Raw genomic sequence first — 15219 nt, 5'->3', positions numbered from 1 at the left:
CGGAGGCTTCAGCCGATCGCGCGGTAGCCGTAGATCCAATCCATGTCCGCCGCGAGGCTTTGCGGCGGGCGCAGCGACAGAACCATATCGCGACCGAGCCGGATCGGCCCCCGCGCATGGTAGGCGAAACGGTTGAACGTCGCGCGCTGCTGCAACCGCGCGATGCGCGGTTTGCGCCTTTCTGCAAAGATATCGAGTGCTTGCGGCACGGGCCCCGAGGCAAGCGCGCCCGCAAGTTCGAATGCATCCTCGATGGCCATGGCGGCGCCCTGGGCCGCAAACGGCGGCATCGCGTGGGCGGCATCCCCAATCAGCACGAGGTCGCGGCCGTTATGCCAGTTGCCTGGCGCCACCTCGTAAAGCGGCCAGAAAGTTGCCTGCTCGGCGCGATCGAGAAGAGAGGTGAGAGTGTCGTTCCAGCCTGAGAAGTGGCGGCGCAGGATCGCGCGCTGGGCTTCGCTGCCGGCGGAGCTCCAGCTATGCGAGGCGCTGCCGCCGGCTGTGATGGCGACGATGTTGAAGACGGATGCTTCCTTCAGCGGATAGCAGACCATGTGCGCGGATGGGCCAAGGAAGGCGGTGACACTCGACCGGCTCAGGATACCCGGCGCCTGCGCTTCCGGGACGGTGAAGCGCCATGCGACATTGCCGGAGAAGCGAACGGCCCCGCTCGCTGGGACCGCGGACCTGAGGTCCGACCAGACGCCGTCGGCGGCAATGATCAGTTCCGGAAGGCTGCCCATCACCTTGCCGAGCGCCGTCGCCGCGTCAGCCTTCACCCGTTTGCCAAGGTGAATTCGGCAACGAGGATTGCGCTCGACGGCCGTCAGCAACGCCTTCTGAAGGGTTGCTCGATGCAACGTGCCATAGGGCGCTCCCCAGCGCTCGCGCGCAAAACTCCCGCACGGAACGGACGCGATCTGCCGCAGCGAGCGTCCCGAGACGAGACGCACGTCCTCAGGCTCGAGCCACACGCTGGATAGAGTGTCGAGCACACCGAGTTCGCCAAGGATGCGCGAGGCGTTTGGGGAGACCTGGAGACCGGCGCCGACTTCGTTAAGCGCCTCGGCCTGTTCAAAGATCTCTGAGCGAATGCCGTGGCGCGCCAGCGCAAGCGCGGCCGTAAGGCCGGCAATCCCAGCCCCGACGATTGCCGTATTGCCGATCGGCATCACGTATCCGATCCGTCGAAAGAGGAGTTAGGCGGCCTTGACGTGGAAGACGCAGCCGGCAGGGTTGGTCTGCTCGCGCTTCAGAGATGGATTGTAACGGAAGAGCGTCGAGCAATAGGAGCACACCTTCTCGTTTTCGTCGCCCATGTCGATGAAGATATGCGGATGGTCGAAGGGCGCTGAAGCACCCGTGCACATGAATTCCTTCACGCCGATTTCGATAAGGGGATGACCGCCATCGTTCTGGAAATGGGGAATGTTGTGACCGGCCATTGTGATCTCCTGATGCCTCTGAATTTGCGCGGACTTTATAGGCCTTCGCACCGATTGTGTAGTACGAAATGCCAGTCGGAACTTCAGAATTTCGGCCCGAACGGGTTCACCCGAAAGCGACGATAAAATATGGTCGCGCGGTCGCAACAGGACGAACCAGATGAATTTGAATACGCCTGCCTTTTCAAGTTTCAAGCATGACGGCCTGAACCTTGCTTTCTTCGACGAGGGCGATCCGAACGGCGCGCCGGTCTTGCTGATTCATGGCTTTGCGTCGACGGCCAACGTCAACTGGGTGCATCCGGGCTGGCTGAAAACGCTGGGAGACGCCGGATATCGCGTCATCGCACTCGACAATCGCGGTCATGGCGCGAGCGACAAACCGCATGACGCCCAAGCCTACCGCCCAGCCGTCATGGCAGAGGATGCCGTGGCGCTCATCAACCATCTCGGCATCCCCGAAGCGAACGTCATGGGCTATTCGATGGGCGCGCGGATCTCGGCTTTCCTTGCGCTGGCGCATCCCGACCGCGTGCGCTCGCTGGTCTTCGGCGGGCTGGGGATTGGCATGACCGACGGGGTAGGGGACTGGGATCCCATTGCCGACGCCCTGCTCGCGCCTTCGCTCGAAGCCGTCAGCGACGAGCGCGGCCGTATGTTCCGTGCCTTCGCCGATCAGACCAAAAGCGACCGCACCGCGCTTGCTGCCTGCATTCACGGCTCGCGTGACCTTGTCAGCCGCAGCGACATAGCAAAGATCACCGCGCCGACGCTGATCGGTGTCGGCACCAAAGACGACATAGCAGGCTCGCCGCAGGGGCTCGCAGGCCTGATGCAGAATGCCGAAGCGCTCGATATTCCAAACCGCGACCATATGCTTGCCGTCGGTGATCGTGTTTTCAAGAAGGCCGTACTGGAATTTTATGCGCGTGTCGCCGCGCAGTGACAGGCGGAACCTTCCGGTTTCCGATTGATGTCACTTGCCGGTGAACACCGGCTTGCGCCGTTCGAGGAATGCGGCGCGACCCTCGGCATAGTCGGCGCTTTCGAAGGTGATGTTGCCGAGCACTTGGGCCTCTCGCAGGAGGTCGCCGTCCTGCTCCATGACCGAGCGGACGGCGGTCTTCGATGCGTAGACCGCCAGCGGCGCGTTCGCCGCGATGGCGTGAGCGAGAGCGGATATCTCGCCGTCGAGCGCTTCGGCGGGGACAGCCTCCAACAAAAAGCCCGCCGCAGCCATCTTGGCCGCCGACATCGGCGCGCCGGTAAAGAGGGCGACCTTCGCCATCTGCGGCCCAAGGACTGCGACGATGTCCTTAACCGCATCCGCCGGATAGGCGAGACCCAGCCGCGCGACGGGGACCGAGAAGCGCGCGCTGTCATCGGCAATGCGCATATCGCAGGCCGCGGCGATGCCGAAACCCGCTCCGAAGCACACACCGCGGATGGCGGCGATGGTCGGAACCGGGCAGTGGCGCACGGCGCTGAAGGTCGCGCTGTTCAGCGCTTCGTAGTTGCGGGCGGTTTCGGCGTCCTTCCGCACCTCGTCAAACTCGCTGATGTCGGCGCCGGCCGAAAAATCCACCGTGGTCGCGGCGCCACTGATGACGATCACATGGGCGTGCGCTTTGTCAGTCAGTTGGCGCAGCGCCTGCGGGATCGCGCGCCACATTTTCGGCGTTGATCGCATTCTTTCGAACAGGGTTGTTGAACACCAGCGTGCCGACCTTTTCGGCACAACGGATTTGGATCTGGCCATCAGCAAAATCTTGCTCGGAATTCATGCGCGGCGCACCATTTATGTTACCGGAGTTTTATTCTATATAATTCTCTTCCAACGTGAAATCAGGAGACCGTCAATGGTCGCAAACCCCGACGCTCGTCATCTAGACCAGGTAAGCACGGTGAAGGTGGTCGATCCGATCTGGAGCAGCATGCGCGAGGAAGCCCGCACAGCTGCCGAGAGGGATCCTTTGCTTGCCGCCTTCCTTTATTCGACGATTATCAACCACAAGACGCTTGAAGAGAGCGTTATCTACCGGATCTGCGAGCGCCTCGATCATCCCGACATGCAGGCGATCCTGCTCAGGCAGACCTTCGACGAAATGCTCGAGGACTGGCCGGAATGGGGCACGATCCTGCGCGTCGATATCCAGGCCGTCTACGACCGCGATCCCGCCTGCTTGCGCTTCGTGGAACCGGTGCTCTATTTCAAGGGGTTTCAAGCGATCCAGACGCATCGGCTGGCGCATTGGCTGCTCAATCGTGGCCGCCGCGACTTTGCCCTCTATCTCCAGAGCCGGTCTTCAAGTGTATTCCAGACCGACATCAATCCGGCGGCGCGAATCGGCCGCGGCATCTTCCTCGATCATGCGACCGGCCTCGTGGTCGGTGAGACAGCAGTGATCGGCGACAACGTTTCCATCCTACACGGCGTCACCCTCGGCGGCACCGGCAAGGAGGGGAGCGATCGTCATCCGAAGATCGCCAACGGCGTTCTCATCGGCGCCGGAGCAAAGATCCTGGGCAATATCCAGATCGGTCATTGCTCGCGCATCGCAGCTGGCTCGGTGGTACTCAAGGAGGTGCCGCCGAAGACCACTGTCGCGGGCGTGCCGGCCAAGGTCGTCGGAGAAGCGGGTTGTTCGGAACCCTCGCGAGTGATGGATCAGCTGATCGGGGCCGATATCTAGCCGAATGCGCATGGGTGGCGTGGACGGTGAACAGCTCTGCGCGGCCTTTACATGGGCACTTTTCCTGTGCAAGAAGCCGCCACCCCGAGAACCCTCACGGAGATGAGTTGTGAAGCCCGAAGAAATCAAGAAGCTCGACGCTTACTTCAAGCGCACGTTCAACCCGCAGATGGCCGTCAAGGTGCGGCCGCGCAAGAACGATTCTGCAGAAGTCTATATCGGCGATGAGTTCCTGGGCGTGGTCTACATCGACGACGAGGACGGCGATCGCTCCTATAATTTCTCCATGGCGATCCTCGACGTCGATCTCTGATCTTGCCGATCTGCGGGCCGTTTTTGCGGAAATGGCCCGTTTTCTGCCTCTCTTTTGATGACCGCGTTAGTTTTTTAGCAGATTTTTTTAGCGAAAGCGGTAGTTGCAGGTCCCCTGATATATGTGTGCGAAATCAGTTGCCTGAGCGGTAGCTGTCACGAGTGCTTCATATTTGCCACAGTGTAAACAACTCCTGATTGTTGTGCGATGCACAAATCTACTTGACTATTTGTGCATCGCGGCTACCGTGATGGCTCCCTTAACGCAGGAAGAGGCCACATGTTCAATTTCGATGAAGCCAATAAGAAGGGCAAGGAAGCCATGGACACCGCTCTGAAAAGCTACTCGGATGTCTCAAAGGGTTTCCAGGCGATCGCGGCCGAAGCGGCTGAATATTCCAAGAAGTCGTTTCAGGATGGAGTAAGCCATTTCGAAACGCTCGCTGGCGCCAAGTCCCTCGAAACGGCATTCGAGCTGCAGAGCAATTTCGTCAAGTCGTCCTACGAGCGTTTCGTCTCTGAAGCCACGAAGCTCGGCGAAATGTACGCTGACCTCGCCAAGACGGTCTACAAGCCTTACGAAGCCCCTATCGCCAAAGCGACCGGCAAGGTGACGTCGGCTGTCGCTACGGCGGCCTGATTCCTTTCGCCATAAGGCGGATAGAGCCATTCGAGAGACCGGCCGCGCGGAGCGTGGCCGGTCTTTTTCGTTTCTGGCTGAGCACGGGCAAGTTGGCGATTGGTATTTCTGCCCAGCATGTCGTAGAAACGAATTATGATTGCAGTGGCGAGCGGGGGGCTTAAAATCGCATCAATATGAACTAAGTTAGGGGTTCGGATATTCGGCCGGGCAATCGCAGTTGCGACGTCGGAAAGGACACCTCGCCGAGTGCTTTGAGGAATGAAAGACAATGATCGCCCAGCCGATCCGCATGCAGAAAGACAGCGAGAAAAACGGGGACGGCCCAGGCCGTGGAACCTCGGTCATCACGCGCACCAAGCCGAAGACCAAGAAGCCGAACCTTTATCGTGTTTTGCTTTTGAATGACGACTACACGCCCATGGAGTTTGTGATCCATATCCTGGAGCGTTTCTTCCAAAAGGATCGCGAGGGCGCCACCCGCATCATGCTTCACGTTCACAATCACGGCGTCGGAGAATGCGGCATATTTACATACGAGGTGGCGGAGACGAAGGTAAGCCAGGTGATGGACTTCGCCCGGCAACATCAGCATCCGCTGCAATGTGTTATGGAAAAGAAGTGAGGATCCCAACGTGCCAACATTTTCGCCGAGCCTCGAGAAGGCGCTGCATCAGGCACTTACCTACGCTAACGAGCGGCATCACGAATACGCGACTCTCGAACATCTGCTTCTAGCGCTGATCGATGACGCCGATGCCGCCGCCGTGATGGGCGCCTGCAACGTCGACCTCGACACGCTCCGCAAGACACTGATGGATTATGTCGATAACGAACTTGCCAACCTTGTCACCGGATATGACGAGGATTCCAAACCTACCTCCGGCTTCCAGCGCGTCATTCAGCGCGCGGTGATCCATGTGCAGTCCTCGGGCCGCGAGGAAGTGACCGGCGCCAATGTCCTGGTCGCCATCTTCGCCGAGCGCGAAAGCCATGCCGCCTATTTCCTGCAGGAGCAGGAAATGACGCGCTATGACGCGGTCAACTACATTTCCCACGGCATCGGCAAGCGTCCGGGTTCCTCCCAGGCCCGTCCGCCACGCGGCGTCGAGGAAAGCGAATCCGAAAGCAAGCCCACCTCTCGCGGCGAACAGGAAGAGGGCGGCGCCAAGAAGCAGCAGGATGCGCTCAAGGCCTATTGCGTCAACCTCAACGAGAAAGCCAAGAGCGGCAAGATCGATCCGCTGATCGGCCGCAACGCCGAGGTGAGCCGCACCATTCAGGTTCTTTGCCGCCGTTCGAAGAATAATCCGCTCTACGTCGGCGATCCCGGCGTCGGCAAGACGGCGATTGCCGAAGGTCTTGCCAAGCGGATCGTCGAAGGCAAGGTGCCGGAAGCACTGGCTGACGCCACCATCTTCTCGCTCGACATGGGCACGCTGCTTGCCGGGACCCGCTATCGCGGCGATTTCGAAGAGCGGCTGAAGCAGGTCGTCAAGGAACTGGAGGACTATCCAGGGGCCGTGCTCTTCATCGATGAGATCCACACCGTCATCGGCGCCGGGGCAACTTCCGGCGGCGCGATGGATGCATCGAATCTGCTGAAGCCGGCGCTCTCCTCCGGCGCGATCCGCTGCATCGGCTCGACCACCTACAAGGAATATCGTCAGTTCTTCGAAAAGGACCGCGCTCTGGTGCGCCGTTTCCAGAAGATCGACGTCAACGAGCCGACCATCGACGATGCAATCGAAATCATGAAGGGCCTCAAGCCCTATTTCGAGGAATATCACCACCTTCGCTATTCGAGCGAGGCGATCAAGTCGGCTGTCGAACTGTCGGCTCGCTACATTTCCGACCGCAAGCTGCCGGACAAGGCGATCGACGTGATCGACGAAACCGGCGCTGCCCAGATGCTGCTGCCGCCTTCCAAGCGGCGCAAGTTGATCACCGAGCGTGAGATCGAGGCGACCGTCGCGACCATGGCGCGGATCCCGCCCAAGACGGTGTCGAAGGATGACGAGATGGTACTCGCCAACCTCGAGAAAGAGCTGCGCTCTGTCGTCTATGGCCAGGATACGGCGATCGAAGCACTGTCGACGGCGATCAAGCTCGCGCGCGCGGGCCTGCGTGAACCGAACAAGCCGATCGGCTCCTATGTCTTCTCCGGCCCCACGGGTGTCGGTAAGACCGAGGTTGCCCGCCAGCTTGCCTCCTCGCTCGGCGTCGAGCTCTTGCGCTTCGACATGTCGGAATACATGGAGCGGCATACCGTGTCGCGCCTGCTCGGCGCACCTCCCGGCTATGTCGGTTTCGACCAGGGCGGTCTTTTGACCGACGGCGTCGACCAGCATCCGCACTGCGTCGTGCTGCTCGACGAGATCGAGAAGGCGCATCCGGATATCTTCAATATCCTGCTGCAGGTCATGGATCACGGCGCCCTGACCGACCACAACGGCAAGAAGATCGATTTCCGCAACGTCATTCTGATCATGACGACCAACGCGGGTGCGTCGGAAATGGCCAGGGCCGCCATCGGCTTCGGCTCTTCCAAGCGTACCGGTGAGGATGAAGAGGCGTTGAACAAGCTGTTCAGCCCGGAATTCCGCAACCGTCTGGATGCGATCATCCCGTTCGCAGCGCTGCCGACCAAGGTCATCTACAAGGTCGTGCAGAAGTTTATCATGCAGCTGGAGGCGCAGCTCTCGGAACGCAACGTCACCTTCGACCTGCATGAAGATGCGATCACCTGGCTTGCCGAACACGGCTACGACGAGAAGATGGGCGCCCGTCCGCTGGCGCGCGTCATCCAGGAAAACATCAAGAAGCCGCTCGCCAACGAGATCCTCTTCGGCAAGCTGAAGAAGGGTGGCGTTGTCAAGGTGACTGTCGGGCCGAAGGAAGACGGAAAGCCGGGCATCCTGCTCGAATCCGTGTCGGAAACCGCACCGATCAAGCCGAAGCCGGAAGCCGAAGTCATCGACCCATCGATCGACGACGGCGACGATGGCGATGTGGCGCTGAGGGCGCGCCCCAAGAAGTCGGGAAAGAAGACCGCAGCCGGCGATACCGTGGTCGCCAAGGCACCGCGCAAGGGCACCACTGTGCCGAAGGTACCCAGGCAGAAGTGAGGTTATAGCGGCGCGTGTCTATGCGCGCCGCTATTCTTCCCGCCAAACGGTATTAAATCTTTACAGTTCAGAATTTTAAATGATCTTGCTCGCGCAAGGCATTAGCGTGCCTTGGCGTTCAGCTCAGCGCTTCGATGAGCTTTTGGGCGTTGGCAGCGAGAACCGCGCTGTCTTCCATCTTGCCGGAATGGGGCTTCAGAGCAGCACCTTCGTGGCGCGGAATGACGTGGAAGTGCAGGTGAAAGACAGTCTGGCCGGCAGCCGGTTCGTTGAACTGGGCAATATAGATGCCGTCGGCGTCGAAGGCTTCCTTGGCGGCGTTGGCGATCTTCTGCACGACGCCGATGACATGCGAGAGCGTCGCCGGATCGGCATCGAGAAGGTTGCGCGACGGCTGCTTCGGCAGGACCAGCGTATGGCCCGGCGCCTGCGGCATCACATCCATGAAAGCGACGGTCTTGTCGTCCTCGTAGACGCGATAGGACGGAATTTCGCCCTTGAGGATCTTGGCGAAGATATTGTTGCTGTCGTAGGCCGGGCTCATCCGGGATCTCCTCTAGGATTGTCGAAAGCTCAGTCGTCCTGCCGCTCGCCTTTGCGGAACGGGCTGTGCGCCGTCAAGTACTCGCCGATCTCCTCGACTTCGTGACGTTCGTGCACGAGGTAGTCGGCGACCGCGCGGCGCAATCCCGGATGGGCGATGTAGTGCGCCGAGTGCGTGGTTACCGGCAGATAGCCGCGGGCGAGCTTGTGTTCCCCCTGTGCCCCGGCCTCCACGCGCTTCAGCCCCTTGGCAAGCGCGAAGTCGATAGCCTGATGATAGCAGACTTCGAAGTGCAGGAAGGGGTGGTCCTCGATGCAGCCCCAGTGCCGTCCGTAAAGCGCATCGCCACCGATGAAGTTGATCGCGCCGGCGATGTAGCGCCCGTTGCGCTTGGCCATGACAAGGAGAATGTCGTCTGCCATCCGCTCGCCGATCAGCGAATAGAACTTGCGATTGAGGTAGGGCCGGCCCCATTTGCGCCCGCCGGTGTCCATGTAGAAGTCGAAGAACTGGTCCCAGATGCCTTCCGTCAGGTCGCGTCCCGTCAGCCAGTCGATGTCGATGCCGTGTTCGACCGCTGAACGGCGCTCCTTTTTCAGCGCCTTGCGCTTGCGTGACGCCAGCGTCTCCAGGAATTCGTCGTGGTTGGCATAACCCTCGTTGATGAAATGGAATTGCCGGTCGGTGCGATGTAGATACTCGTCGCCTTCAAATATGCCGATTTCGTCTTCCGGCACGAAGGTGACATGCGCCGAAGAGACGTGCAGTTGCCGTGTCACCTCTTTCAGGCTTTCGGCCAGCGCCGGCTGAAGGATGCCTCGGTTCGCGCCCTCCGCAACGAGCAGCCGCGGCCCGGTGGCCGGCGTGAACGGCACCGAGCATTGCAGTTTCGGATAGTAGCGCCCGCCCGCCCGCTCGAAGGCATCGGCCCATCCATGGTCGAAGACGTATTCGCCCTGGCTGTGGTTCTTGAGATAGCCGGGGACCGCGCCGAGCAGCCTGCCATCTTTGGTCTCGAGGAGCAGATGATTGCCGAGCCAGCCGGTCTTGTCCGCCGCCGAGCCGGATTCTTCCAGCGACGACAGGAAAGCGTGCGAGATGAAGGGATTGTAGGGCAGGGTAGCGCCCGCCCTCGATGCTCCGGCGAGCCTGGACCAGCTTTCCGAAGCGATCGATGCGAAGGAACGTTCGACGCGAATGGACAGTTCGTCTGTCATGAAACGAGGGCGGGGCTCTCTCTTGGGTCAAAACCTTCGAAGGTCATCTGGTCCGCATTGGCAAGCGTGTGTTCCCGCGCCGCCTCGTCGCGCACGGTCCAGGTGATGACCGGGATGCCGCGCTGGCGGTGTGCCGTGACGAACGGATTGGGCAGGTGACCATAGAAGTACGAAATGAAGTCGAGGCCAAGATGCATGGCTTCATCATGGGCAAAGAATGTGTCGGGATTTTTTCCGTCCGCGGTCAGTCCGATCGGATAGGGGGGATTGAGCGATTTCAGATCCTTCAGCAGCCAAAGATCGAAGCTCATCAGAGCCACCTTGCCCTTGTACCCCTCAAGTTCCTCGAGCACGGTTTCGGCAAAGCCCTCGTCGTCGCCCTTTCGGCCCTTGAGCTCGAGGACCAGGGGAACCTTGCCGTCGCAAAGCTTCAAGAGCTGCTTCAGCGTCGGGATGCGGTCCTTCGTGCCTCCGACCGACAAAAGCCCGAGCTCGCCCGAACTGCGGTCGCGCAGCGCGCCCGGCAGGTTGCACAGGCGCTGCAGATCGTCGTCGTGGAACACCACCGGAACGCCGTCGGCGGCATACTGCAGATCGCATTCGATCGAGTAGCCGGCGTCGATCGCCCGCGAGAACGCCGAAAGCGTGTTCTCCCAAACGTCCTTGTTCATGTCGTGATAGCCGCGATGGGCGATCGGCCTTTCGGTCAGCCAGGCAAGCTCGCTCATGCGGTAATTTCCAATATGGCGTCGATCTCGACCGCAGCGCCGAAGGGAAGGGCTGCCGTGCCGACGGCCGCGCGGGCATGCTTGCCGGCGTCGCCGAGCACGTTGGCGATCAGGTTCGAGGCGCCATTGATGACGAGATGATGCTCGTTGAAATCGGGCGTCGAAGCGACGAAACCGTTGAGCTTGACGACGCGTGCGACGCGGCCGAGGTTTCCGCCGAGGGCAGCTTTCGCCTGCGCCAGAATGTTGATGGCGCAAAGTTCGGCGGCGCGCTGGCCGGCTGCCACGTCCACATTGCGGCCAAGATGGCCGCTGACCGCCACTTTGCCGTCTTCCAGGGGGAGCTGACCCGACACGAAAAGGAGATTGCCGCTGCAGACGCATGCCACATAGCTGGCCACGGGTGCTGCCGGCTGCGGCAGCACGATCCCCAGTTCCTTGAGGCGGCCCTCGATCACGTCGGACATTTTCATCTCCCGTTTGTTGTCAATTCTTCAAAAAGTAGTCATCTACTCTAGAATCCGCTTGGTGCGGATGTTCGGCCTCGATTTGGCCGGAAGCGTTCTTATAACATCGCGTGCGAGTCCAACAGGAGATAATGCATGTTCCGCTCGAGTCTGGCCGCAACTGTTCTTTCGGGCGCCAGCGCGCTGACGTTCCTCGCGGCACCGGCACATGCGGTGGGTCCGAGTGGCCTTGTCGCGCATCGCGCCGTCTACGATCTCGAACTGAAGGACGCAACCGACCGTTCCGGCATCGCCGGTATGTATGGGCGCATGGTCTATGAATTCGATGGCTCCGATTGCGCCGGGTTCACCACCAACTTTCGCTTCGTCACCCAGATCGACACGGGTGACTCGACGCGTCTCAGCGATCAGCAGACGACGACCTTCGAGGACATCGCCAAAGGTACATTCCGTTTCGAGACCAAGTCGTTCACCGACGACCAGCTCGACAAGGACGTTCGCGGCGCGGCGCAAGACAACGACGAGGGCCTGAAGGTCGATTTGACCCAGCCGGCCGCCAAGCATGTCGATCTTGCGGTCAGCCGCTTCCCGACGGAGCACATGCTCGACATCATCAAGAACGCCAAGCTCGGCAAAAGCTTCTTCGAAGCGCGCGTGTTCGATGGTTCCGACGACGGAGACAGGTCGCTCGTTGCCACGACCGTGGTCGGAAAGCAGACGGGACCGGCGACCGACGACGCCGACGCCGAGAAGGCGGGTGCCTTCGCCAAAACGCCGTTCTGGCCGGTAACGGTCGCCTATTTCAACGAGAAGAGTGCGGGTGACGCGATGCCGGTCTATCGCATGTCCTTCAAGCTCTATGAAAACGGGATTACACGCGACCTCACCATGGACTATGGAGACTTCGTGCTGACCGGCAGGCTTTCGAAGCTGGAGTTGCTCGACCCCAAGGCCTGCAAGTAACTTTCGCCAGCGCTCGTCTTTTTCTGGCATGAGCCTTGCTTTTCCGCTGAATGAGGGGTAAGGGCAGCCACATTCCACACGTAAGGCATGGGATCGTCCGGGAGAAATCCGGACCGTTCCGCCCGGTGGCATCTTCGACGAAGATGCTGTTCGCCTTGCGGAGGTTCAACCGGAAAGGATAACAAGGCATGGCATTGCCCGATTTCTCTATGCGTCAGCTTCTGGAAGCTGGCGTTCACTTCGGCCACCAGACGCACCGCTGGAACCCGAAGATGAAGCCGTATATCTTCGGCGACCGTAACAACATCCACATCATCGACCTTGCACAGACGGTTCCGATGCTGAGCCGCGCCCTGCAGGTCGTCAGCGACACCGTTGCCCGCGGCGGCCGCGTTCTGTTCGTCGGCACCAAGCGCCAGGCGTCTGAACTCATCGCCGACAGCGCCAAGCGTTCGGCCCAGTACTACGTCAACGCCCGCTGGCTCGGCGGCATGATGACGAACTGGAAGACCATTTCGAACTCGATCCAGCGCCTGCGCAAGCTCGATGAAATCCTCTCCGGCGATGCCCAGGGCTTCACCAAGAAGGAGCGCCTGAACCTCGAGCGCGAGCGCGAAAAGCTCGACAAGGCTCTCGGTGGTATCAAGGACATGGGCGGTACGCCTGACCTGATGTTCATCATCGACACCAACAAGGAAAAGATCGCGATCGACGAAGCCAAGCGCCTCGGCATCCCGGTCGTCGCCATCATCGACTCGAACTGCGATCCGGACCTGATCGACTATCCGATCCCGGGCAACGACGACGCTTCGCGCGCCATCGCTCTCTATTGCGACCTGCTCGCTCGCGCCGCCATCGACGGCATCGCACGCCAGCAGGGCGCTTCCGGCCGTGACCTCGGTGCATCCGCCGAAGGTCTCGTCGAGCCCACGCTCGACGAAACCGGCGCCTGATAAAAGTGGCAGGCGGGCTTTCTGCCCGTCATGCTTTCCAGGGATCGGGAAAGGCCGCTCGCGACTCTCAGAAGTTCGGCGGCCTTGACCATTTCAGGCGGGGGCGAACTGCCCGCGCCGCCCAAGTTTCGTAATGACGCGTCATTCATCACGCTGTCATAGATACGGGTACATTTCGTGCCTCAATCCGGTCCCGCACGGCGTTTCGCGGGCCACCGTTTGAACCGACAAGAGGAAGCTTATGACCGAGATTACGGCTGCACTGGTGAAGGAACTGCGCGAAAAGTCTGGCGCAGGCATGATGGACTGCAAGAAGGCGCTGACAGAAAACAACGGCGATATCGAAGCAGCGATCGACTGGCTGCGCGCCAAGGGCATCTCCAAGGCCGACAAGAAGTCTGGTCGCACCGCCGCTGAAGGCCTGATCGGCATTGCCGGCGCCGGCCACAAGGCCGTTGTCATCGAACTCAACTCGGAAACCGACTTCGTTGCCCGTAACGACGCCTTCCAGGACCTGGTCCGCGGCATCGCCAACGTTGCTCTGTCCACCGACGGTTCGGTTGAAGCCATTTCGGCTGCGACCTACCCGGCATCCGGCAAGCCGATCGCCGACACCATCAAGGACGCGATCGCCACCATCGGTGAAAACATGACGCTCCGCCGTGCTGCCAAGCTCGAAGTCGAGCACGGCGTCGTTGCGACGTACATCCACAACGCTGCCGGCGATGGCATCGGCAAGCTCGGTGTGCTCGTCGCTCTGAAGTCGAATGGCGATAAGGCCGTTCTGACCTCGATCGGCCGTCAGGTTGCAATGCACATCGCTGCGACCAACCCGCTCGCCATCCGCTCCGAAGAAGTCGATGCCGCCGTCGCCGAACGCGAACGCAACGTCTTCATCGAGCAGGCCCGCGAATCCGGCAAGCCGGAAGCGATCATCGAAAAGATGGTCGAAGGCCGCATGCGCAAGTTCTTCGAAGAAGTCGCTCTCCTGTCGCAGGCTTTCGTGATCAACCCCGACCTGACGGTCGGCGCCGCGATCAAGGAAGCTGAAAAGGAAGCCGGCGCATCGATTGAAATCACCGGCATGGCACGCCTCCTTCTCGGCGAAGGCGTTCAGAAGGAAGAGACCGATTTCGCTGCTGAAGTCGCAGCCGCCGCCAAGGGCTGATCGGGCATCTTATCGGGTAAAACAGAAGGGCATCGCGTGACAACGCGATGCCCTTCGTGTATCCGGCATTCATTGCAGCGGCGCGCGTCATTCATGACGGCTCAAACGCTGCAGCGCTTTGAAACGGCGCATAATCCTTTCTCCCAGTCGGTCTCGATCCAGAGAAAGGATTATGCGCTTCACTCCGAGGAGCAAAGATGTCTGAACCAATCTACAAGCGCGTGTTGCTGAAGGCTTCCGGTGAGGCTCTCATGGGCAGCCAGGGTTTCGGGATCGACGTCGCCGTTGCCGACCGGATCGCTTCTGATATCGCCGAGGCGCGCGAGATGGGCGTTGAGGTCGGTGTCGTTGTCGGCGGCGGCAACATCTTCCGCGGCGTCGCCGTGGCGTCCAAGGGTGGCGACCGCGTCACCGGCGACCATATGGGCATGCTCGCGACCGTCATCAACGCGCTTGCGCTTGCAACCTCGCTGCGCAAGCTCAACATCGACACGGTCGTTCTCTCCGCGATCGCGATGCCGGAAATCTGCGAGAGCTTCTCGCAGCGCGCGACACTCTATCACCTGTCGCTCGGGCGCGTGGTGATCTTCGCCGGCGGGACGGGCAACCCCTTCTTCACCACCGATTCGGCCGCGGCCCTTCGTGCGGCGGAAATGGGCGCGGAAGCAATCTTCAAGGGAACGCAGGTCGACGGTATCTATTCCGCGGATCCGAAGAAGTTCCCCGACGCCGAGCGCTACGACCACCTGACCCATAGTCAGGTGCTTGAAAAGGGACTGGCCGTCATGGACGTGGCGGCCGTCGCGCTCGCCCGCGAGAACGCCATTCCGATCATCGTCTTCTCTATCCACGAGAAAAGTGGCTTTGCACAAATCTTGACCGGCGGTGGTCTCAAGACCATCGTATCCGACAACTGACAATTTTCGACGCCGCGCATTGGAACGGCGCGCTTGACTACGGG

The 15219-nt window shown here is 60.6% G+C and carries 18 protein-coding genes; 10 read left to right on the top strand and 8 right to left on the bottom strand.

What is annotated here, in order from left to right; genetic code table 11:
* Positions 1–8: 8 nt before the first annotated feature.
* Together AB4048_RS03885 and AB4048_RS03880 are read right to left on the bottom strand one after the other, a co-directional pair.
* Entirely contained in the window at positions 9–1172 is a 1164-nt protein-coding gene (locus tag AB4048_RS03885; protein WP_442200608.1) for an FAD-dependent monooxygenase, read from the bottom strand.
* Positions 1173–1199: 27 nt separating this feature from the next.
* Entirely contained in the window at positions 1200–1445 is a 246-nt protein-coding gene (locus AB4048_RS03880; protein ID WP_442200607.1) for a zinc-finger domain-containing protein, read from the bottom strand.
* 160 nt (positions 1446–1605) lie between these two features.
* Here AB4048_RS03880 and AB4048_RS03875 point away from each other — a divergent pair, with 160 nt between their 5' ends.
* A complete protein-coding gene (locus AB4048_RS03875; RefSeq protein WP_442200606.1) occupies positions 1606–2391 on the top strand; it encodes an alpha/beta fold hydrolase in 786 nt (261 codons plus the stop codon).
* Between the two features lie 30 nt (positions 2392–2421).
* Here the strand turns inward: AB4048_RS03875 and AB4048_RS03870 are convergent, their stop codons facing one another.
* Positions 2422–3117 (bottom strand): enoyl-CoA hydratase-related protein, encoded by a 696-nt coding sequence (locus AB4048_RS03870; protein ID WP_442200605.1) that lies wholly within the window; start codon positions 3115–3117, stop codon positions 2422–2424.
* Entirely contained in the window at positions 3077–3229 is a 153-nt protein-coding gene (locus AB4048_RS03865; protein ID WP_442200604.1) for a hypothetical protein, read from the bottom strand. The genes AB4048_RS03870 and AB4048_RS03865 overlap by 41 nt, the downstream gene beginning before the upstream one ends.
* A 75-nt stretch (positions 3230–3304) precedes the next feature.
* Here AB4048_RS03865 and cysE point away from each other — a divergent pair, with 75 nt between their 5' ends.
* The 5 genes from cysE to clpA all read left to right on the top strand — a co-directional run bounded on the left by cysE (position 3305) and on the right by clpA (position 8218).
* Entirely contained in the window at positions 3305–4138 is an 834-nt protein-coding gene (gene cysE / locus AB4048_RS03860) for a serine O-acetyltransferase (protein ID WP_442200603.1), read from the top strand.
* Between the two features lie 109 nt (positions 4139–4247).
* Positions 4248–4451, top strand: coding sequence for a DUF3126 family protein (locus tag AB4048_RS03855; protein ID WP_442200602.1), 204 nt, complete (start codon positions 4248–4250; stop codon positions 4449–4451).
* A 279-nt stretch (positions 4452–4730) separates the two neighbouring features.
* Positions 4731–5090, top strand: coding sequence for a phasin family protein (locus tag AB4048_RS03850; protein WP_442200601.1), 360 nt, complete (start codon positions 4731–4733; stop codon positions 5088–5090).
* 271 nt (positions 5091–5361) lie between these two features.
* The gene (clpS, locus tag AB4048_RS03845) at positions 5362–5715 is read left to right on the top strand and encodes an ATP-dependent Clp protease adapter ClpS (RefSeq protein WP_442200600.1); all 354 of its coding nucleotides are present in this window, start codon (positions 5362–5364) and stop codon (positions 5713–5715) included.
* 10 nt (positions 5716–5725) lie between these two features.
* Positions 5726–8218: an ATP-dependent Clp protease ATP-binding subunit ClpA gene (gene clpA, locus AB4048_RS03840; protein ID WP_442200599.1), complete on the top strand. Its 2493-nt coding sequence runs from the start codon at positions 5726–5728 to the stop codon at positions 8216–8218.
* 118 nt (positions 8219–8336) lie between these two features.
* On the opposite strand, the gene AB4048_RS03835 is transcribed toward clpA, so the two are convergent.
* Genes AB4048_RS03835 through AB4048_RS03820 form a run of 4 tightly spaced genes read right to left on the bottom strand, consistent with a single transcriptional unit; the run spans position 8337 to position 11174 of the window.
* Positions 8337–8762, bottom strand: a complete 426-nt coding sequence (locus AB4048_RS03835; protein ID WP_442200598.1) for an HIT family protein — start codon at positions 8760–8762, stop codon at positions 8337–8339.
* 29 nt (positions 8763–8791) lie between these two features.
* Complete coding sequence (locus AB4048_RS03830) at positions 8792–9979, bottom strand: GNAT family N-acetyltransferase (protein ID WP_442200597.1); 1188 nt, start codon at positions 9977–9979, stop codon at positions 8792–8794.
* Positions 9976–10707, bottom strand: coding sequence for a glycerophosphodiester phosphodiesterase (locus AB4048_RS03825; protein ID WP_442200596.1), 732 nt, complete (start codon positions 10705–10707; stop codon positions 9976–9978). The genes AB4048_RS03830 and AB4048_RS03825 overlap by 4 nt, the downstream gene beginning before the upstream one ends.
* On the bottom strand, positions 10704–11174 hold the full coding sequence (locus AB4048_RS03820; RefSeq protein WP_442200595.1) for a RidA family protein: 471 nt from the start codon (positions 11172–11174) through the stop codon (positions 10704–10706). The genes AB4048_RS03825 and AB4048_RS03820 overlap by 4 nt, the downstream gene beginning before the upstream one ends.
* Before the next feature lie 135 nt (positions 11175–11309).
* Between AB4048_RS03820 and AB4048_RS03815 the strand changes: the two genes are divergently transcribed.
* The 4 genes from AB4048_RS03815 to pyrH all read left to right on the top strand — a co-directional run bounded on the left by AB4048_RS03815 (position 11310) and on the right by pyrH (position 15175).
* Positions 11310–12137 carry a cell envelope integrity EipB family protein gene (locus AB4048_RS03815; protein ID WP_442200594.1) on the top strand — a complete coding sequence of 276 codons (828 nt, stop codon included), beginning with the start codon at positions 11310–11312 and terminating at the stop codon, positions 12135–12137.
* A 188-nt stretch (positions 12138–12325) separates the two neighbouring features.
* Complete coding sequence (rpsB, locus tag AB4048_RS03810) at positions 12326–13090, top strand: 30S ribosomal protein S2 (protein ID WP_442200593.1); 765 nt, start codon at positions 12326–12328, stop codon at positions 13088–13090.
* A gap of 241 nt (positions 13091–13331) precedes the next feature.
* Positions 13332–14258 (top strand): translation elongation factor Ts, encoded by a 927-nt coding sequence (gene tsf, locus AB4048_RS03805; RefSeq protein ID WP_442200592.1) that lies wholly within the window; start codon positions 13332–13334, stop codon positions 14256–14258.
* Positions 14259–14455: 197 nt separating this feature from the next.
* Positions 14456–15175 carry a UMP kinase gene (pyrH, locus tag AB4048_RS03800; protein ID WP_442200591.1) on the top strand — a complete coding sequence of 240 codons (720 nt, stop codon included), beginning with the start codon at positions 14456–14458 and terminating at the stop codon, positions 15173–15175.
* Positions 15176–15219: the final 44 nt, after the last annotated feature.

It is taken from the genome of Rhizobium sp. RAF56 (assembly GCF_052113965.1).
Classification (GTDB): Bacteria; Pseudomonadota; Alphaproteobacteria; order Rhizobiales; family Rhizobiaceae; genus Rhizobium.
This window is presented reverse-complemented; position numbering and strand designations above follow the sequence as displayed.